The 18,736-nt window shown below is 71.7% G+C and carries 19 protein-coding genes; 8 read left to right on the forward strand and 11 right to left on the reverse strand.

Annotated features, from left to right (window positions below):
- Nucleotides 1–76 precede the first annotated feature (76 nt).
- Entirely contained in the window at nucleotides 77–328 is a 252-nt protein-coding gene (locus KUM39_RS16880; RefSeq protein WP_217786526.1) for a hypothetical protein, read from the forward strand.
- Nucleotides 329–420: 92 nt separating this feature from the next.
- Here the strand turns inward: KUM39_RS16880 and KUM39_RS16885 are convergent, their stop codons facing one another.
- Nucleotides 421–2,259, reverse strand: a complete 1,839-nt coding sequence (locus KUM39_RS16885) for an NHL domain-containing thioredoxin family protein (RefSeq protein WP_217786483.1) — start codon at nucleotides 2,257–2,259, stop codon at nucleotides 421–423.
- A gap of 201 nt (nucleotides 2,260–2,460) precedes the next feature.
- Here KUM39_RS16885 and KUM39_RS16890 point away from each other — a divergent pair, with 201 nt between their 5' ends.
- Both KUM39_RS16890 and KUM39_RS16895 read left to right on the forward strand, forming a co-directional pair.
- Nucleotides 2,461–2,931 carry an NUDIX hydrolase gene (locus tag KUM39_RS16890; RefSeq protein WP_217786484.1) on the forward strand — a complete coding sequence of 157 codons (471 nt, stop codon included), beginning with the start codon at nucleotides 2,461–2,463 and terminating at the stop codon, nucleotides 2,929–2,931.
- Between the two features lie 43 nt (nucleotides 2,932–2,974).
- A complete protein-coding gene (locus KUM39_RS16895) occupies nucleotides 2,975–3,469 on the forward strand; it encodes an LURP-one-related/scramblase family protein (RefSeq protein ID WP_217786485.1) in 495 nt (164 codons plus the stop codon).
- A gap of 33 nt (nucleotides 3,470–3,502) precedes the next feature.
- Here KUM39_RS16895 and KUM39_RS16900 read toward each other — a convergent pair whose 3' ends face one another.
- On the reverse strand, nucleotides 3,503–4,297 hold the full coding sequence (locus KUM39_RS16900; protein WP_217786486.1) for a carbon-nitrogen family hydrolase: 795 nt from the start codon (nucleotides 4,295–4,297) through the stop codon (nucleotides 3,503–3,505).
- Nucleotides 4,298–4,480: 183 nt separating this feature from the next.
- Here KUM39_RS16900 and KUM39_RS16905 point away from each other — a divergent pair, with 183 nt between their 5' ends.
- Both KUM39_RS16905 and KUM39_RS16910 read left to right on the forward strand, forming a co-directional pair.
- On the forward strand, nucleotides 4,481–5,305 hold the full coding sequence (locus KUM39_RS16905; protein ID WP_217786487.1) for a maleylpyruvate isomerase family mycothiol-dependent enzyme: 825 nt from the start codon (nucleotides 4,481–4,483) through the stop codon (nucleotides 5,303–5,305).
- A gap of 78 nt (nucleotides 5,306–5,383) precedes the next feature.
- Nucleotides 5,384–6,148 (forward strand): SAM-dependent methyltransferase, encoded by a 765-nt coding sequence (locus KUM39_RS16910; RefSeq protein WP_246620273.1) that lies wholly within the window; start codon nucleotides 5,384–5,386, stop codon nucleotides 6,146–6,148.
- Nucleotides 6,149–6,354: 206 nt separating this feature from the next.
- Here the strand turns inward: KUM39_RS16910 and KUM39_RS16915 are convergent, their stop codons facing one another.
- Both KUM39_RS16915 and KUM39_RS16920 read right to left on the reverse strand, forming a co-directional pair.
- Entirely contained in the window at nucleotides 6,355–7,662 is a 1,308-nt protein-coding gene (locus KUM39_RS16915; protein WP_308288157.1) for an MFS transporter, read from the reverse strand.
- On the reverse strand, nucleotides 7,659–8,309 hold the full coding sequence (locus tag KUM39_RS16920; protein ID WP_217786489.1) for a GntR family transcriptional regulator: 651 nt from the start codon (nucleotides 8,307–8,309) through the stop codon (nucleotides 7,659–7,661). The genes KUM39_RS16915 and KUM39_RS16920 overlap by 4 nt, the downstream gene beginning before the upstream one ends.
- Nucleotides 8,310–8,496: 187 nt before the next feature.
- Here KUM39_RS16920 and KUM39_RS16925 point away from each other — a divergent pair, with 187 nt between their 5' ends.
- Nucleotides 8,497–9,396, forward strand: coding sequence for a D-alanyl-D-alanine carboxypeptidase family protein (locus tag KUM39_RS16925; RefSeq protein ID WP_217786490.1), 900 nt, complete (start codon nucleotides 8,497–8,499; stop codon nucleotides 9,394–9,396).
- Between the two features lie 84 nt (nucleotides 9,397–9,480).
- Here KUM39_RS16925 and KUM39_RS16930 read toward each other — a convergent pair whose 3' ends face one another.
- The 3 genes from KUM39_RS16930 to KUM39_RS16940 are packed head-to-tail and all read right to left on the reverse strand — an operon-like array spanning nucleotide 9,481 to nucleotide 10,743.
- Complete coding sequence (locus KUM39_RS16930) at nucleotides 9,481–9,654, reverse strand: DUF397 domain-containing protein (protein WP_217786491.1); 174 nt, start codon at nucleotides 9,652–9,654, stop codon at nucleotides 9,481–9,483.
- A gap of 30 nt (nucleotides 9,655–9,684) precedes the next feature.
- Nucleotides 9,685–9,858 (reverse strand): DUF397 domain-containing protein, encoded by a 174-nt coding sequence (locus tag KUM39_RS16935; RefSeq protein ID WP_217786492.1) that lies wholly within the window; start codon nucleotides 9,856–9,858, stop codon nucleotides 9,685–9,687.
- 3 nt (nucleotides 9,859–9,861) lie between these two features.
- A complete protein-coding gene (locus KUM39_RS16940) occupies nucleotides 9,862–10,743 on the reverse strand; it encodes a helix-turn-helix domain-containing protein (protein WP_217786493.1) in 882 nt (293 codons plus the stop codon).
- 240 nt (nucleotides 10,744–10,983) lie between these two features.
- On the opposite strand from KUM39_RS16940, the gene KUM39_RS16945 reads away from it, so the two are divergent.
- Complete coding sequence (locus KUM39_RS16945) at nucleotides 10,984–11,451, forward strand: ATP-binding protein (RefSeq protein ID WP_217786494.1); 468 nt, start codon at nucleotides 10,984–10,986, stop codon at nucleotides 11,449–11,451.
- A 72-nt stretch (nucleotides 11,452–11,523) separates the two neighbouring features.
- Here KUM39_RS16945 and KUM39_RS16950 read toward each other — a convergent pair whose 3' ends face one another.
- The 3 genes from KUM39_RS16950 to pdhA are packed head-to-tail and all read right to left on the reverse strand — an operon-like array spanning nucleotide 11,524 to nucleotide 15,214.
- Nucleotides 11,524–13,002: a dihydrolipoamide acetyltransferase family protein gene (locus tag KUM39_RS16950; protein WP_217786495.1), complete on the reverse strand. Its 1,479-nt coding sequence runs from the start codon at nucleotides 13,000–13,002 to the stop codon at nucleotides 11,524–11,526.
- An 11-nt stretch (nucleotides 13,003–13,013) separates the two neighbouring features.
- Nucleotides 13,014–13,979: an alpha-ketoacid dehydrogenase subunit beta gene (locus KUM39_RS16955; RefSeq protein WP_217786528.1), complete on the reverse strand. Its 966-nt coding sequence runs from the start codon at nucleotides 13,977–13,979 to the stop codon at nucleotides 13,014–13,016.
- Nucleotides 13,980–14,002: 23 nt separating this feature from the next.
- Entirely contained in the window at nucleotides 14,003–15,214 is a 1,212-nt protein-coding gene (pdhA, locus tag KUM39_RS16960) for a pyruvate dehydrogenase (acetyl-transferring) E1 component subunit alpha (RefSeq protein ID WP_217786496.1), read from the reverse strand.
- A gap of 569 nt (nucleotides 15,215–15,783) precedes the next feature.
- Between pdhA and KUM39_RS16965 the strand changes: the two genes are divergently transcribed.
- Complete coding sequence (locus KUM39_RS16965; RefSeq protein ID WP_217786497.1) at nucleotides 15,784–16,827, forward strand: phosphotransferase; 1,044 nt, start codon at nucleotides 15,784–15,786, stop codon at nucleotides 16,825–16,827.
- A gap of 93 nt (nucleotides 16,828–16,920) precedes the next feature.
- On the opposite strand, the gene KUM39_RS16970 is transcribed toward KUM39_RS16965, so the two are convergent.
- Complete coding sequence (locus tag KUM39_RS16970; RefSeq protein WP_217786498.1) at nucleotides 16,921–18,630, reverse strand: protein kinase domain-containing protein; 1,710 nt, start codon at nucleotides 18,628–18,630, stop codon at nucleotides 16,921–16,923.
- Between the last annotated feature and the right edge of the window lie 106 nt (nucleotides 18,631–18,736).

Consider the following 18,736-nt stretch of genomic DNA (forward strand, 5'->3'; position numbering starts at 1 on the left):
GTTCCGCATGGGTGCGTCGGCGGGGGGTACCCGGAACGCACCGGAGATTCCGGTGACGCAAGGGGAGGCGACGACTATGGGTCTCGGCGGCTGCATCATCCTCATCGCCGTGGGAGCCATCCTCACGTTCGCGACCGACTGGCACATGCAGGGGATCAACATCGACCTCGTCGGCGTCATCCTCATGGCCGTCGGTCTCATCGGCATCGCCGCGTTCAGCGGCATCGCCCGCCGTCGCCGGGTCCTGCTCCCGCCGACGGAGGTCGTGGAGGAGGACCCCCACCGCCATCACCACGGAGACGGGTACCGGGACGGCTACGGCGTCTGAGGCACCCGCTCCCTTCCGTACACCGGGCCGGACACCCGGAGCCTCAACAGGCCCCGGGCGCCCGGCCCTTCGTACGCCCGGGACGCCGCCGCTCAGCTCCGCCCGTCGAGCCCGGTCAGCACCAGCGGGAGCCGGTCGGCGGCACCCGCGACGAGTCGTACCGGAACGCCCCAGTCCTGCTGGTGGACATGGCAGGCCGGGTACGTCTCCCCGGCGGCGTCGGGATCGGCCTCGTCGCAGGAGGCGGCCGTCGCGGAGACGTGCAGGACGCCTTCCGGGACGGCCGGGTTCAGCTCCAACTCACGGGTGAGGGCGGTGCCCGCGCCGTCGCCCCCGAGCAGCAGCTCGGGCGGGGTGGCGGAGACCAAGAGCCGGGTCGCGGGGCCGTGACGCCCGTCGAGTCTCTGCCCGGCGGGGGCCCGGAAGATCACGTCCAGGGCGAGGCGCCCCGGTGCCACCTCGGTCGCGGCGCGCGGGGTGCGGTGCGCGACCGCGTCCACCCTGACCGCCTCCTCGGGCAGCCGCAGCCGGGTCAGCCGGTGCCGTGCCGACTCCACGACCACGATGTCGTCCCCGGCCAGCACCGCGCCGCTGGGCTCGCGCAGATCGGTGGCCAGCGTGCTGACCTCACCGGTGGCGGGGTCGTAGCGGCGCAGCGCGTGGTTGTACGTGTCGGCCACCGCGACCGAGCCGTCCGGGAGCGCGGTGACGCCCAACGGGTGCTGGAACAGGGCCTGTTCGGCGGAGCCATCGCGGTGGCCGAAGTCGAAGAGGCCGGTGCCGACGGCGGTGTGGACACTGCCGTCGGGCTCCACCCAGCGCAGGGCGGAGGTCTCGGAGTCCGCGACCCAGAGCCGTTCGGGGGTGGCCGCGAGCCCGGAGGGCTGCGCGAACCACGCCTCGGCGCCCGGCCCGTCCACCAGGCCCTCGTTACTGGTCCCGGCGGCGACGGCGACCGTCTCCGTCGCCGGGTCGTACGTCCACAGCTGGTGGATACCGGCCAGGGCGATCCACACCCGCCCGCCGAACACGGCCACGTCCCACGGCGAGGAGAGGTCGGTCGCGCGGGCCGGACCCCCGGTGGGCGAGCCCCGCCACCACTGCCTGCCCGTCCCGGCGAGGGTGGTCACGGCGCCGGTGGCGGGGTCGAGGCGGCGCAGGGCGTGGTTGACGGTGTCCGCGACGACGATCCCGCCGTCGTCCAGCAGGGCGAGCCCCTGCGGCTCGCTGAACGCGGCCGTCTCCGCCGGACCGTCCGTGAAGCCCCGCCCGCCGCTGCCGATGCGCCGTACGACGGTCTCCGCGTCCTCGGCCAGCTCCACGAGCTGGTGCCGGGTGGTGTCGCTGACCAGGAAGGTCCCGCCGGGCAGCGCCAGCACCTTGCCGGGGAACCGCAGCGCGGTCGCCTCCGGCTCCGGCTCCACGTACGGACCGTCGCCCCGGCGCAGGGTGCCCTTCGCGGCGTGCTCGGCCTCCAGCTCCCCGACCAGCCGCTCAATGGCGTGCACATGCCCCTCTCCGGCGTGCTGCGCCACCACGTACCCCTCCGGGTCGATCACCACCAGCGTCGGCCACGCCCGCACCGCGTACTGCTTCCACGTCGCCAGCTCCGGATCGTCCAGCACCGGGTGCGCCACCCCGTACCGCTCCACGGCGTCCACCACCGCCGCGTGCTCCGCCTCGTGCGCGAACTTCGGCGAATGCACCCCGACGACGACGAGCGTCTCCCGGTGCCGCTCCTCCAACTCCCGCAGCTCGTCCAGCACATGCAGACAGTTGACGCAGCAGAACGTCCAGAAATCGAGCACGACCACACGTCCCCGCAGATCGGCCAGCCGGTACGCCTTCCCGCCGGTATTCAGCCAGCCCCCCGCCCCGACCAACTCGGGGGCACGGACGCGGGCGGCGCGGCGGGGGACGGTACCGGTCATGGGACCAGGGTGGCACCCCGGCTCACGACCTGCGCGCCCCCTCCCGCGCGGGTCCGTATGGTGGACATCCGGGTCGTCCGGGGGTGTGGGGGGGTCGGGTGCCGCCACGGACCACGGTGGCGGGCAGCACCTCCCACTCCTTCCCCCGCCCTCGGGCCGTGTGGGCGACCGCTGTACCGGTCGCGGCGGAGGGATGAGCGCGTGGCACGTACCGAGTTCTACGACGACCCCGAAGCGCCGGAACCGAACAGTCTCGTGGTCGCCGCCTCGGCGGTCGTGGCCGACGAGGACGGCCGGATCCTCCTCCAGCGCCGGGCCGACAGCGGGCTGTGGGCGCTGCCCGGCGGGGGCATGGAGATGGGGGACACCCTGCCGGGGGCGGCGGTGCGGGAAGTCCGGGAGGAGACCGGCCTGGAGGTCGAGATCACGGGGCTGGTGGGGACGTACACCGACCCCCGGCATGTGATCGCGTACGGAGACGGGGAAGTACGGCGGCAGTTCAACGTGTGCTTCACCGCGCGGATCGTCGGGGGCGATCTCGCCATCTCCGACGAGAGCACCGAACTCCGCTTCGTGCACCCCGCCGAGCTCGACGCTCTGGCCATGCACCACACGCAGCGGCTGCGGCTGCGGCACTACCTGGAACACCGGAACGCGCCGTATCTCGGGTGAGCCGGTCCGTGACGGCGGCCCTGGGATGGGGAACGGTCTCTCCATGAGATTTCTTGTGCGGGACCGGCTGCTCGGTATCGGGGACGACTACTGGATCGAGGACGACCAGGGGCGGAAGGTGTACCTGGTCGATGGCAAGGCGATGCGGCTGCGGGACACCTTCGAGTTGAAGGACGCGCAGGGGCGGGTGCTGATCGACATCCACCAGAAGATGTTCGCGCTGCGGGACACGATGGTGATCGAGCGGGACGGGGAGGGCCTGGCGCGGATCAAGCGCAAGCGGCTGTCGCTGCTGCGCAACCACTACCGGGTCTCGCTGGCGGACGGCACCGACCTGGACGTCAGCGGCAAGATCCTCGACCACGAGTTCGCGGTCGAGTACGACGGGGAGCTGCTCGCGGTGATCTCGCGCCGCTGGCTGCACCTGCGGGACACCTACGGCGTGGACGTCGTACGGGACGACGCCGATCCGGCGCTGCTCATCGCCATCGCGGTGTGTGTGATCCACCTCGCGGAGAAGGAGCGGGAGGACGACTGACTCCTCCCGTGCCCGTCCTGGTCCCGGCCCACCTCAGCGGCGCGGCGGGGCCAGGCCCAGCAGGCGGTCCTTCAGGGCCGGGAACCGCTCGCGGGTATCGGTGACCGTCGCCGGGTCGAACTCGACCGTCAGGACCTCCTCGCCGGGCCCCGCCTCCGCCAGCACCTCGCCCCACGGATCGACCACGATCGAGTGACCCGCCTGGGGAACTCCGGCGTGCGTCCCGGCCGTTCCACAGGCGAGTACGAACGACTGGTTCTCCACCGCGCGGGCCCGCGCCAGCAGGGTCCAGTGGCCGCGCCGCCGCTCCGGCCAGCCCGCGGGGAGGACCAGCGTCTCGGCTCCCGCGTCCACCAGGGCGCGGAAGAGCTCGGGGAAACGGAGGTCGTAGCAGGTGCCCAGACCGAGCGTGGTCCCCGGCAGCCGTACGGTCACGAGGTCCCGCCCCGCGCCCATCAGTACCGCCTCGCCCCGGTCGAAGCCGAAGCGGTGGATCTTGCGGTAGGCGGCGGCGAGTTCACCGGAGGGGGAGAAGACGAGGGACGTGTTGTAGAGGGGCCCGTCGGGGTCGCGCTCCGGGATCGACCCGGCGTGCAGCCAGACGCCCGTGTCGCGGGCGGCGGCGGCCATCGCCTCGTAGGTGGGGCCCTCCAGCGGCTCGGCCTCGGTGCCGAACGCCTCGTAGGCGAAGGCTCCGGTGGTCCAGAGTTCGGGGAGGACCACGAGGTCGGACCCGGTCTGCTCGCGGACGAGCGCGGCGGCGCGCAGCCGCCGGGCGTCCGGGGATTCGGCCTCGTCCACGGCGATCTGGATCAGCGAGGCGCGCACACTACCACCGTCCTGGCATTCGAGTCGTCCACACGGGCCTACGATCGTCACACGAAAGCACTGCCGGGGTGCCTCACAGCAGCGTAACTTAGCGTTTCGAGACGCCCGCCGAGTGCAGCCACCTCCCGCTGGCACAGCCGCCATCACCCGCCCGTGTACCGACCGCCGAGGGGTCCCGTTTCCGTGAGTCTGCATCCCACCCTCCAGCCCTACGCCGACGCCTGGACCCATTCCATCGACGCGATATCCGAGCTGGTGCAGCCGCTGCCGGAGGCCGACTGGAACCGTCGGACGCCGTGCCCCGGCTGGTCGGTGCGCGACATCGTGTCGCACGTCATCGGCCTGGACTGCGAGGCGCTGGGCGACCCGCGCCCCATCCACACGCTCCCACGCGACCTGTTCCACGTGACCAACGAGCACCAGCGGTACATGGAGATGCAGGTGGACGTCCGCCGCCACCACACGGCGCCGGAGATGACGTCCGAGCTGGAGTACACGGTCATCCGGCGCAACCGGCAGCTCCGCAACGAGTCCCGCGACCCCGGCACCAAGGTGCGCGGCCCGCTCGGCAGCGAGGTCACGCTGGAGCACTCCATGCGGATGCGGGCGTTCGACGTGTGGCTGCACGAGCAGGACCTGCGCTGGACACTCGGCCGCCCCGGCAACCTCGACTCGCCGGGCGCGTACGTCGTACGGGACGCGCTGCTGGAGGCGCTGCCCAAGGTGGTCGCCAAGGACGCGGGGGCGCCGCGCAGTTCGGCGGTCGTCTTCGACGTGCACGGGCCGCTGGAGTTCCTGCGCACCATCCGCGTGGACATCCAGGGCCGCGGCACCCTGGAGACCTCCCCCGCGCTGGGCCCCGCCGCCACCCTCACCCTCGACTGGGAGACGTACGTCCGGCTCGCCGCCGGGCGTCTGACCCCGGAGGCGGTGGCGGACCGGGTGAAGACGGAGGGCGATCTCGATCTGGCCTCCGCGATCCTGCGGAACTTCACGGTGACGCCGTAGCGCTGGCGGGGCGGGGGCAGGGTCCGGGGGCGGGAAATCCGGATGTGCCCGGCGGGCCGCGCCACTAGCGTGCGCGGAATGGACGATCTCCCCCCTCGCCTGTCCCGGCTCACCTTCCACGGCCCCCTGTCCGACGCCCGCGCGGACGCGATGGTGCGGCGGCTGGCCACTCCACGCCCCGCCCGCGTGCTGGACATCGGCTGTGGCTGGGGCGAGTTGATGCTGCGGGTGCTGGCGGCCGTACCGGGCGCGACGGGCGTCGGGGTCGATCTGAACGGCGAGGATCTGGCGCGGGGCCGCGCGAACGCGGTGGCCCGGGGGCTGGGTGAACGGGTCGAGTTCGTCGCGGAGTCGGCCGTCGGGACGGTACGGGGACCGGCGGACCTCGTGCTGTGCCTGGGCGCGAGCCACGCGCTGACCGAGGACGGCGCGGGCCTGCCGGACGCGCTCCGCGCGCTGCGGCGGCTCGTCGCGGACGGCGGGCGCGTGCTGCTGGGCGAGGGCTTCTGGCAACGGACGCCCACGGCGGACGAGTTGTCACGCATGTGGCCCGGCGCCTCCCCCACCGACCACCCCTCCCTCCCCGCCCTCCTCGACCTCGCCGTCTCCACCGGCTTCCGCCCCGAGTGGACCGAGACCGCCGGCCCCGACGAGTGGGACGCCTTCGAATCCGCCTACCAGGCCGACACCGAAGTCTGGCTAGCCCACCACCCCACCCACCCCCTGGCCCCGCAGACCCGCGACCGCCTGGACACCCACCGCGCCCAGTGGATGGCCTACCGGGGCGTGCTGGGCCTGGCATACCTGACCTTGGTCCCACTGAGCGGACAGATCCCCGACTGAACGGCGGCACAGCCGCCCCCAGGGGCGATGGAAACTGCGCGACCAGCCACAGCGGACGTACACGCAACGGACGGCCCGAGCTTCCAGGGGCGCGGGGAACTGCGCAACCAGCCGAAACGGGCCCGCACCCGACAACGAACCAGACTCGTCAGGGGCGCGGGGAACTGCGCAACCATCGACAGCGGGCCCGCACCCCATTCGCCCCCTCACGCCGGGACGTGGACCGTTTCCACCCGGCTGGCGACAAGCCGCTCCCGCTCCAACCGCGCGGCACGCCCCCGCAGACGAAGGATCTGCGTGAGACCCACCGCCTGGAGGAGAAAGACGGAGGAGAAGGCGATCCGGTAGTTCTGGCCGGTGGAGTCGAGGAGAACGCCGACGAGGAAAAGGGTCGTCATGGAGGCGATGAAGCCGCCCATGTTGGTGATGCCGGAGGCGGTGCCCTGGCGGGTTGGGGGGTTGGCGGGGCGGGAGAAGTCGAAGCCGAGCATGGAGGCGGGGCCGCAGGCGCCGAGGACGGTGCAGAGGACGACCAGGAGCCACATGGGGGCGTGCGGGCCGGGCCACGCCAGGGTGACGGCCCAGAGCGCGGCGGTGGCGGCGACCGTACCGAGGGCCAGCGGGAGCCGCGCCGCGTGGTGCCGGGCGACGACTTGGCCGTAGACGAGCCCGACGACCATGTTGGACAGCACGACGAGGGTGAGCAGGGTGCCCGCGGTGGCACGGGAGAGCCCCTGGGCCTCGACGAGGAACGGCAGGCCCCACAGCAGCAGGAACACCATCGCGGGGAACTGGGTGGTGAAGTGGACCCACATGCCGAGCCGGGTGCCGGGCTCCCGCCAGGACGCGGCGATCTGACGGCGGACGTAGGAGGCGCCCCGGTGCGGGGAGGGCTCGGGGGCGTACCCCTCGGGGTGGTCCTTGAGGAACACCAGGGTCAGGAGCAGGACGGCGACGCCCGCGAGGGAGCTGCCCGCGAAGGTGGCGGTCCAGCCGACACCGTGCAGCAGCCGGGCGATGACCAGGGTGGAGACGAGGTTGCCGCCCATCCCCGCGAGCCCCGCGACCTGGGCGATCATCGGACCGCGCCGCGCGGGGAACCAGCGGGTGCCGAGCCGCAGGACGCTGATGAAGGTCATGGCGTCGCCGCAGCCGAGCAGTGCGCGGGAGGCGAGCGCGGTGCCGTAGGACGGGGAGAGGGCGAAGCCGAGCTGGCCGGTGGTGAAGAGCACCGCGCCGAGGGTGAGGACCTTCTTGGTGCCGAGCCGGTCCACGAGCAGGCCGACGGGTATCTGCATGCCCGCGTAGACGAGGAGTTGGAGGATGGAGAACGTGGACAGCGCGGAGGCGTCGATGTGGAAGCGGGCCGCCGCGTCGAGTCCGGCGACGCCGAGCGAGGTGCGGAAGACGACGGCGACGAGGTAGACGGCGACGCCGACGGACCAGACGAGGACGGCGCGTCGGCCGCCCGGCGGGTCGCCGGGCAGGGCGGGGGCGGGGGCGGCGGCGCTCACCGCACCTCCCCGCGCGCGAGGTGCGAGAACCAGCTGACGTGCCGGTCCACCACCGCGACGGCCGCCTCCGCGTCCCCGGCGCGCAGCGCGTCGAGGAGTTCCTCGTGCTCGGCGAGGGTCTTGGCGATGCGGTCGGGGTGGGAGTGCATGACGGCGACGCCCATCCGGAGCTGACGGTCGCGGAGTTGGTCGTAGAGGCGGGCGAGGATCTGGTTGCCGCCGCTGCGCACGATCTCGGCGTGGAAGCTGCGGTCGGTGGTCGCGGCGGCGGCGAAGTCCCCGGCGGCGGCCTGCTCGCGCTGCCGCTCCAGGAGTACGGCGAGCCGGTCCAGCAGACCGGGCGGGGCGGGTACGGCCCGGCGGGCGGCGTGGGACTCCACCAGCAGCCGGGTCTCGACCACGTCCGCGATCTCCTGCGCGGAGACCGGCAGGACGAGGGCGCCCTTCTTCGGGTAGAGCCGGAGCAGGCCCTCCACCTCCAGGCGGAGCAGCGCCTCGCGGACGGGGGTGCGGGAGACGCCCACGGCGTCCGCGAGTTCGCCCTCGGTGAGCAGGGTGCCGCCTTCGTACCGGCGGTCGAGGACGCCCTGTTTGACATGGGTGTAGACGCGTTCGGCGGCGGGCGGCTGTCTGGTCGGCATGGCCATGCCGACAGGATAGATACAACACGTACGCAAGAGGCAGGGCCGTCCACGATACGAACGTGACGCATATCACCCCGTTCGGATGCGCAACCTTCCGGGCTGCCGACGTGTCAGACATGTGCGGCCCCACTTTCTCGACCTCAACTTGGCCGCATTTCAGGGGCATTCAAGACAATCGGGGTATTCCACTTTGATTACCGGCATCAAGGGCACCCGCCGTTTCCGCCGAGCCACCGCCGTCGCCATCACCTCCGGCGCGCTGCTCACCACCGGGGCCCTCACCGCTGCGCCCGCCCAGGCCGTCACGACGCCCTCGATCGTGGCCAAGGGCGGCTACGTGATGAACAACTCCACCGGTACGTCGCTCTTCACCAAGGCGGCGGACACCAAGCGCTCCACCGGCTCCACCACGAAGATCATGACCGCCAAGGTCGTCCTCGCGCAGTCGAACCTGAACCTGGACGCCACGGTCACGATCAAGAAGGAGTACAGCGACTACGTCGTCAAGAACAACGCGTCCCAGGCGCATCTGATCGTCGGTGACAGGGTCACCGTCCGTCAGCTCCTCTACGGCCTGATGCTCCCGTCCGGCTGCGACGCCGCGTACGCGCTGGCCGACAAGTACGGCAGCGGCTCGACCATGTCGGCCCGCGTGTCCAACTTCATCGGCAAGATGAACAGCGCCGCGAAGGCGCTGAAGCTGAAGAACACGCACTTCGACTCGTTCGACGGCATCGGCAAGGGCACCAACTACTCGACGCCGCGCGACCTGACGAAGATCGCTTCCAGCGCGATGAAGAGCGCGAACTTCCGCGCCATCGTCAAGACGAAGTCGTACACCGCGAAGACGAAGACGAAGACCGGTTCCACCCGCACGATGGCCACCTGGACCAACACCAACGGCCTGCTCAGCAGCTACAGCGGCACCATCGGCGTCAAGACCGGTTCCGGCCCCGAGGCCGGTTACTGCCTCGTCTTCGCCGCCACCCGCAACGGCAAGACCGTCATCGGCACCGTGCTCTCCTCCACGTCCATCCCGAACCGCGAATCGGACGCGAAGAAGCTCCTGACCTACGGCTTCGCCAAGTAGGCAGCTTTCGGAGACGGATTGATCCGCACAGGGATGAAGAGGGCCCGCCGCATCAACGCGGCGGGCCCTCTCCGTCGTTCGGGACTACTGCAAACCGGCGGCGAATCCGGCCCAGGCGGACGGAGCCACGACGAGTACGGGGCCGTCCTCCACCTTGGAGTCACGCACCGCCACAACAGCGGCCACGTTCCGGGCCACCTCGACGCACTCGCCAGTGGCGCTGCTGTAACTGGACTTGACGAACTCGAAGTGCGGCATGATCCACAGCTCCCTTCCGTGCTTCGGAAACTACTTCAACCCGGCGGCGAATCCGGCCCACGCGGACGGAGCCACGACCAGGACAGGGCTGTCCATCAGCTTGGAGTCACGCACCGCCACGACAGCGGCCACGTTCCGGGCCACCTCGACGCACTCACCGTTGCCGCTGCTGTAACTGGACTTGACGAACTCGAAGTGCGGCATGACTCACAACTCCTTGCGGATGCGCTCGATCAGGGCGGTGGAGTCGCGTAGAGCGCGCCCGGCACGGGAGATCCGCTCGAACGTGGCGTTGTGCCGCGCGGCATCCTCTTCGCTCTCCAGCCACAGCGTAGACGAGGTCGTGTCCATGTAGACCACGTCCATCGCGCCGGGTTCTGCGAACGAGACGATGCTGAAGGCGCCGGTCATCCCCGGATGCGAACCGGCGCTGAACGGGATCAACTGGAGCTTCACGTTCGGCAGTTCGGTCACTGCCGCCAGATGTGCCAACTGGGTGCGCATGACGTCCCGGCTGCCGACGAGTTGATGCAGTGCCGCCTCGCCCACCAACACCCACAGGTTCAAAGGGTTGCCGTCGCTCAGCCGGGCCTGTCGGGCGATCTTCGCTTCCACGAAGCGTTCGATCTCTTCGGGGTCGTCCCAGGACGCGTTGCCGACAGCCAGCGCCCTGGCGTAGTCGGGCGTCTGGAGGAGGCCCGGCACGAACGCTCCTTGCCAGGTGCGGACCCCGGTCGCGATGTCCTCAAGAGCGACGTACTCCACGAGGGAGCGAAGCTCGGGGTACTGATTCCACCAGCCCTTCGCCCGGCGTCGTTCCCGGTCCGCCTTCGCCAGCGCCAGCAGCCTGCCGAGCACCGCCTCGTCCTGCTCGCCGTACAGATGGCACAGCGCCCGTACATCAGGGTCGCGTAGCGGCACCTGCCCGCGTTCGATCTTGGCGACCTTGGCGACGGACGCGGTCAGCGCCTCGGCCGCGTGCGTCTGTCGCAGCCCGCACTGCTCCCGCATGCGCAGCAACTCGCCACCGAGCCTGCGCCCGAGAACGGTTGCGATCGTCCTGCCCCGGTTCGGATCTCTACCGGCCATCTCTCTCCGCCTCCCCGGTCGATGCACCGCCAATTCTGACGGCTCACCGATTCGACTATTCGTTCGGACATCAATATTTCTGCGACAACCGGTTGATGACGAAGAGATTCTACCGCTACCTTCAGTATCAAGTCGCTTACTCCCAGGAACGGTTGGCGGAAGTGCACCGCGCTGCGTGCGCGGCAGAGCCACCCCATCCGGCCACCCGTGTCTCCCGGTATCGCTCAAGGAGGTCCGTCGATGTCCGACGCATGCCCGCCCCCCGGCATCAAGAAGTACGACCGCTACGACACCGCCACCTACGCGCCGTACCCGAGAAGCGTGCCGCTCGCGCGGCGCAACGTCGCGCGGCTGACGGCGCTGTGGGGACAGGACGCCCTCGTGGCGGACGCGGCGCTGATCGCGGGCGAGTTGTGCGCCAACGCAGTGCTGCACGGGTGCCTGCGGGACCGGCTGTTCCGGGTGGAGACCTCGCTCACGGGCGGAGTCCTGCGCATCACCGTCACGGACCCCAAGGGCGAGCGGCTGCCCGAACCCCGGCAGGCAGGGGCGGACGAGCAGTTCGGGCGTGGACTGCTTCTGGTGCGTGCCGTGGCGACGCGGTGGGCGGTGGAGAAGCTGACCGTGGGCAAGAGCGTCTGGGCCGAACTGGACACGTCCGGCACCGTGCCACAGGCCCTGAACACCTCGCGCCTGTCGGGAGAGTGACGGAGTGCCGGATACGGCGACGGGCCGCGCACCCGGTGAGGATGCGCGGCCCGGTCGATGAGCCGGAGGCGGTTACGCCCAGGTCATCAGCCGCTTCGGGTTCTCCAGGATCGCTGCCGTGTCGGCCAGGACCTTGGAGCCGAGTTCGCCGTCCACCAGGCGGTGGTCGAAGCTGAGGGCCAGGGTGGTGACCTGGCGGGGCTTGACCTTGCCCTTGTGGACCCAGGGCTGGAGCCTGATGGCGCCGACGGCGAGGATGGCGGACTCGCCGGGGTTGAGGATGGGGGTGCCGGTGTCCACGCCGAAGACGCCGACGTTGGTGATGGTCACCGTGCCGCCCTGCATCGCCGCCGGGGACGTCCTGCCCTCGCGGGCGGTGGACACCAGTTCGCCCAGGGCGCCCGCCAGTTGGGGCAGGGTCTTGGCGTCGGCGTCCTTGATGTTCGGGACGAGCAGACCGCGCGGGGTGGCGGCGGCGATGCCCAGGTTGACGTAGTGCTTGAGCACGATCTCCTGGTTCGCCTCGTCCCAGGCCGCGTTGATCTCCGGGTTGCGCCGGATGGCGACCAGCAGGGCCTTGGCGATCAGCAGCAGCGGGTTGACCCGCAGCCCCTGGAACTCCTTGTCCTGCTTCAGCTCCTCGACCAGCTTCATCGTGCGGGTCACGTCCACCGTCACGAACTCCGTGACGTGCGGGGCGGTGAACGCCGAGCCGATCATGGCCTGCGCGGTCGCCTTGCGGACACCCTTGACCGGGACACGGGTCTCGCGGGCGCCCGCGCCCTCCTGGCCGACCGGGGCGGGAGCCGCCGGTACGGCGACGGGGGCCGCCGCCGTCTCCACGGGCGCCGGGGCGACGGGAGCCACCGCCGCGTGCACGTCCTCGCGGGTGATCACGCCGTCCTTGCCGGACGGGACGACCAGGGCCAGGTCCACGCCCAGGTCCTTCGCCAGCTTGCGCACCGGCGGCTTGGCCAGCGGGCGGGAGGCGGCGGGGGCCTCGGGCACCGGCACGGGGGCGGGGGCCGCGTGGCCGTTCAGCTCGGCCTGGATCGCACCGGCCGCCTGGGCGCCGTCGGCCGCCGGGGCGCCCTTGCGGGGGCGGCGGCGGGTCGCGGACGTGGAGACGCCGTACCCGACCAGCACCGGCTGGCGGGCCTCCTTCTTCGGCTCCTCCGCGACAGCAGCGGCGGCCGGAGCGGCCGGAGCCACCGGGGCCGGAGCCGTCGCCTGCTCGGGCAGCGCCTCGGCGGCGGGCGCGGCGGCCACGGGGGCCGTGCCCGCCGAGCCGCCCGACACGTCCACCGCGATGATGGACGTACCCACGTCCACCGTGGTGCCCTCGGCGAAGTGCAGGGCGTGCACCACACCGTCGTAGGGGATGGGGAGTTCGACGGCCGCCTTGGCGGTCTCGACCTCGCACACCACCTGCCCGTCGGTCACCGTGTCACCGGGCTGGACGTACCACTTGAGGATCTCGGCCTCGGTGAGCCCCTCGCCCACGTCGGGCATCTTGAACTCGCGCACGGAAGCTTCCGTCATCGTCGTCACGAACCCTCTCCTCAGTACGCCAGGGCACGATCGACGGCGTCGAGCACCCGGTCCAGGTCCGGCAGGTACTCCTCCTCCAGGCGGGCCGGGGGGTACGGGGCGTGATAGCCGCCGACCCGGAGCACCGGTGCCTCCAGGTGGTAGAAGCAGCGCTCCGTGATCCGGGCGGCGATCTCCGCGCCGGAGCCGAAGAACACCGGTGCCTCGTGGACCACGACCAGACGGCGGGTCTTCTCCACCGACCCCTGGATGGTGTCGAAGTCCAGCGGGGAGACCGACCGCAGGTCCAGGACCTCCAGGGAGCGTCCCTCCTCGGCGGCGGCGTCGGCCACCTGGAGGCAGAGCTTCACCATCGGGCCGTAGGCGGCGAGGGTGAGGTCGGTGCCCTCGCGGGCGACGACGGCTTTGTGCAGCGGGCCGGGGATGGCCTCCGTGCTGACCTCGCCCTTGTCCCAGTAGCGCCGCTTGGGCTCGAAGTAGATCACCGGGTCGTCGCTCTGGATGGCCTGCTGCATCATCCAGTAAGCGTCCGAGGCGTTGGAAGGGCTGACCACCTTCAGGCCCGCCACGTGCGCGAACAGCGCCTCGGGGGACTCGGAGTGGTGCTCGACCGCGCCGATGCCGCCGCCGTAGGGGATGCGGATGACGACCGGCATCTTGACCTTGCCCAGCGAGCGGGCGTGCATCTTGGCCAGCTGGGTGACGATCTGGTCGTAGGCCGGGAAGACGAAGCCGTCGAACTGGATCTCCACCACCGGGCGGTACCCGCGCAGGGCGAGGCCGATCGCGGTGCCCACGATGCCGGACTCGGCCAGCGGGGTGTCGATGACCCGGCTGTCGCCGAAGTCCTTCTGGAGGCCGTCGGTGACGCGGAAGACACCGCCGAGCTTGCCGACGTCCTCACCCATCACGAGGACCTTGGGGTCCGTCTCCAGCGCGCGGCGCAGCGACTCGTTGATCGCCTTGGCGAGCGGCATGGTCCTGGTCTCGGCTGCCATGATCAGACCCCCTCTGCGTCCGAGAACGACGCCTGGTAGGCGGCGAATCCGGCGCGCTCCTCATCGACGAGCGAGTGCCCGTCCGCGTACACGTTCTCGAAGATGGCGAAGCGGTCCGGGTCCGGCATCGAGCGGACCGCTTCCCGCACTCGCCTGCCCAACGCCTCGGACTCGGTCTCCAGTTCCTCGAAGAATCCCTCGTCCGCGTGGTTTGCGGCCTCCAGGTGGCGGCGCAGGCGCAGCATCGGGTCCTTCGCCTCCCAGGCGAGCCGCTCCTCGTCGCCCCGGTACCGGCTGGGGTCGTCGGAGGTGGTGTGGGCGCCCATCCGGTAGGTGAACGCCTCGACCAGGGTGGGGCCCTCGCCGTTGCGGGCGCGCTCCAGCGCCCACCTGGTGACCGCGAGGCAGGCCAGCACGTCGTTGCCGTCCACGCGGACGCCCGGGAAGCCGTAGCCCTGCGCGCGCTGGTACAGCGGCACACGGGTCTGCTTCTCGGTGGGCTCGGAGATGGCCCACTGGTTGTTCTGGCAGAAGAAGACCACCGGCGCGTTGTAGACGGCCGCGAAGGTGAACGACTCGGCCACGTCGCCCTGGCTGGAGGCGCCGTCGCCGAAGTACGCGATCACGGCCGAGTCGGCGCCGTCCTTGGCCACGCCCATCGCGTAGCCGGTGGCGTGCAGCGTCTGCGAGCCGATGACGATCGTGTAGAGGTGGAAGTTGTTGCCGTTCGGGTCCCAGCCGCCGTTGTTGACGCCCCGGAACATGCCGAGCAGGTTGGCCGGGTCCACGCCACGGCACCAGGCGACGCCGTGCTCGCGGTAGGTCGGGAAGACGTAGTCGTCGTCGCGCAGGGCGCGGCCGGAGCCGATCTGCGCGGCCTCCTGGCCGAGCAGCGAGGCCCACAGGCCCAGCTCGCCCTGGCGCTGGAGCGCGGTGGCCTCGGCGTCGAAGCGCCGGGTGAGCACCATGTCGCGGTACAGGCCGCGCAGGTCCTCCGGGGTGATCCCGGCGACGTAGGAGTCGTACGTGGCGTTCTTGACGCGCTTGCCCTCGGGCGTCAGGAGCTGTACGAGTTCCGGGTCGGTGTTCTTCCTGCTGCGGGTGGTGCGGGCGGCCCGCCCGGTGCCGGTGGCTCCGGTGGTTCCACCGGTGGTGCCGGCCTTGCCTGCGGCGCTGCGTCGCGGCTTGCGCGCGGCACTGCTGTCCACGGTCACGTGTGCTCCTCCGTCGTTCCGGCCCTCGGGGTTGCCGGGAGGCTGGGGTCCTCCCCGGCCCGTTCCGAGCGCGGGGAGAGCGGCTCACCGTTTCTCTGCCACCGGGCACGGGGTGGGTGCCGGAAGGCCGGGAAAGGGCGTGACAGGTGCCCCGGCGAGCGTCCTGCGGCTTTCACGTTACCCAGTGCTCCACATTTCTGTGAAACCCCTCCTGACCTGCGTTTTTGCTTGGATTTCCAAGTAAATCCGCGAGCGCTGGAGAGCTGCTGGTCACAGCCTTGCAGGAGGCCGGAGCAGGGGCACGTTATCCCGGCCACCCCGGCGACGGGAAGAGTCGGCCTGTGACTCCCGCCTCAGCCGCAAGCGGGGAAATGTGCGGGTATTCCGGTACGGGTGGATCAGCGCGCGCGGAAAATCCCCTGCGGAAAACGCTCTCCGCTTTCGGGCGCGCGGCGGGATTTTCACTTCGTCGTTCACCCCGATGCGCCGGGTGACCGATTGCGACCGACGGCGACTGACCGTGACAAACCCCAGCTCAAGGCGCCCGTCCGTGCCCTAGCATCTGGCGCGTGCCGCGCTCATGTGTACCACCTCCGCTCTCCCACGCGCCCCCGTTGCGCGCCCTCTCACGCCTGTACTCCGCCGGCACCGTCCTCGCCTGCGAACCCGTCGATCAAGGGCTGCTCAACCGGGGCTACCGGCTGCGCACGACCAGGGGGCGCTATTTCCTGAAGCACCACTTCGACCCGGACACCGCCGACCCGGACGCCATCGAGCGCCGTCACCTGGCCACCAGCCGCCTCGCGGAGCTGGGGGTGCCGGTCGCACCGCCGCTGGCCTCACGGGAGGGCCGTACGGTCGCCGTGGTCGGCGGGCACGCGTACGCGCTGCACCCCTGGATCGACGGACGGCACCGGCACGGCGGCCAGCTCACCCGCACCGAGAGCGCCCGCCTCGGGGCCGTCCTGGGCGCCGTGCACACCTGTCTGGAGCAGGTGATGCCGCCCAAGGCCCGCACCCGGCCCGCGACGAGCCCGCACCCCGTGGAGAGCGCCGACCCGGCCGCCACGTTCGCCCTGATCGACTCCCTGCTCGCCCAGGTGCGCAGGCACCGGCCCGCCGACGCCTTCGACGAACTGGCCCGGCACCGGCTGCTGGAGCGCCGCCCGCTGCTGGAACGGCACGCGCACCGCCGCCCGCCGCCCGGCGGCCCGGTCGGCTGGGTGCACGGCGACTTCCACCCGTTCAACCTGCTCTACCAGGGCGACGTCCCGGCGGCGATCGTGGACTGGGACCGGCTGGGCGTGCAGCCCCGCGCGGAGGAGGCGGTGCGCGCCGCCGCGATCTTCTACGTGCGTCCGGCGGGAAACCTCGATCTGCCCAAGGTCCGGGCGTACGCCCGCGCGTACCGGCGCGCGGCCGGGGTCACGTCCGCCGAACTGGCCGCCGCCGCGCACCGGGTGTGGTGGGAACGCCTCAACGACTTCTGGATGCTCCGCTGGCACTACGAGCGCGGCGACACCCGCGCCGACTGCCAGTTCCCGGCCGCGTCGGCACTCTCGGTGTGGTGGACGCGCGAGTACGACGCGGTGCGGGACGCGTTCGCGGAGTAGCGGCGTACGGCTGCCCGGCGGGTGCGGGGCGGCGTGCGGCGCTCAGCGGGAACGGCGCAGGGGCGGGTCAGGGTCGGCCGGCGGCGTCGGCATTCAAGTCGTACCGCCGCCGGCGTCCGTACCGCCGGTGTCGCCACCGGCGGTGTCGCCGCCCGTCGTGGTCCCCGCGCTGGTCCCGGAGTTCGCCCCGCCGGTCGTGGTGGTGCCGGTGCCTCCGTCGGTCCCGCCGTTGCCGCTGCCGCCGCCCCCGGTCGTCGTACCGCCACCGGTCGTCCCGGAGCCGCCGCCCGTCGGGGAGGCGGGCGGGGTCGTCTTCGGGGGCTGCTGCGTGGTCTGCGGGTCGGTCGGCTCGTCGCTAGGCCGGTCGGTGCCCTGGTCGTCGTCCGTGGCGGACGACGAGGGCCTGCCCGTCCCTCCCTGCCAGTCGGAGCCGCCGTCGCCCTGCGAGTTGCCGCCCGTGCCGGACTGCGCGGGCCGGTCGGTGCCGGAGTCGGTCGGGGACTTGCTGTCCCGGTCGTCCTGCTGGTGCCGCGAGTGCGTCGGGCTGGGCTTGGTGTCCGTACCGCTCTTGTGGCCGCCGGTGCTGCTCAGCGCGTAGGCGACACCGGCCACCACGGCGACCACCGCGAGGACGGCGACCATCCACAGCTTGCCGCGCCCGCCGCCCCGGTTGCCGTTGCCCTCGAAGCCGCCGTCGTCCCGGCCGCCGTAGCCGCCGGGCAGGATGGGCCGCGGGATCTGCGCGGTGCCCGCGCCGAACCCGGCGGCGCCGTTCTGCATGACCGCCGTACCGCCCGCGAACCCCCCGGCGGGCGTCTGCCCACCGGCCGGGCCGTCCACCGGGCCGGTGTTCCAGGTGCCGGTGTGGCCGCCCTGGTCGTAGAGCATCTGCAGCCCGTACTGGACCAGGCCGCGCATCTCCTCGGCGGTCTGGAAACGGTCGTCGGGCTCCTTGGCCAGCGAGCGCATCACCAGCCCGTCCAGCTCCGGCGGGCAGCCGTCGGAGGTGCGGGACGGCGGCACCGGGATGTCCTGGACGTGCTGGTAGACCACCGACAGCGGGGTCTCACCGGTGAACGGGGGCCGCAGCGCGAGGAGTTCGTACAGCAGGCAGCCGGTGGCGTACAGGTCGGAGCGGTGGTCCACGGCCTTGCCGAGCGCCTGCTCCGGGGAGAGGTACTGCGGGGTGCCCATGACCATGCCGGTCTGCGTCATCGTGGTGGACGCGCCGTGCAGGGCGCGGGCGATGCCGAAGTCCATGACCTTCACCGCGCCGTTGTTCGTGATGATCACGTTGGCGGGCTTGATGTCCCGGTGCACGATGCCGTGCTGGTGCGAGTAGGCCAGCGCCTCCAGCACCCCGGAGACGATGATCAGGGCCTGTTCGGAACCGGGTGCCTCGGCGTTCAGCAGCAGGTCACGGATGGTGCGGCCCTCGACCAGCTCCATCACGATGTACGGCACCGACTGGCCGCCGACGACATCCTCGCCGCTGTCGTAGACCGCGACGATGGCGTGGTGGTTGAGACCGGCGACGGACTGCGCCTCGCGCGTGAAACGCGCCTTGGACACCGGGTCCTCGGCGAGGTCGGCGCGGAGCAGCTTCACCGCGACGGTGCGGCCCAGCCGGACGTCCTCGGCGGCGTACACCTCGGCCATGCCGCCCCGGCCCAGCCGGTGGGTCAGCCGGTACCGGCCGTCGCCGACGAGCCCTCCGTCGCCCCACATCTCCGGCGCGTCCGACATGCCGCCGCCAGTCGCCTCGGGGTCGGACGGGCCCTGGGCGCTGTGCGTCTGTGCCATCGGTCCTCGCCGTCGTATCTGCCCGCGACGCGCGCGGGTCGTCACGGTCTTCTCCGGCCACGCTACAGCCTCCCGGTGGACCGCCGGTCCGGATCGGGGACCGGGA

The organism is Streptomyces corallincola (genome assembly GCF_019104725.1).
Taxonomy (GTDB): Bacteria; Actinomycetota; Actinomycetes; order Streptomycetales; family Streptomycetaceae; genus Streptomyces; species Streptomyces corallincola.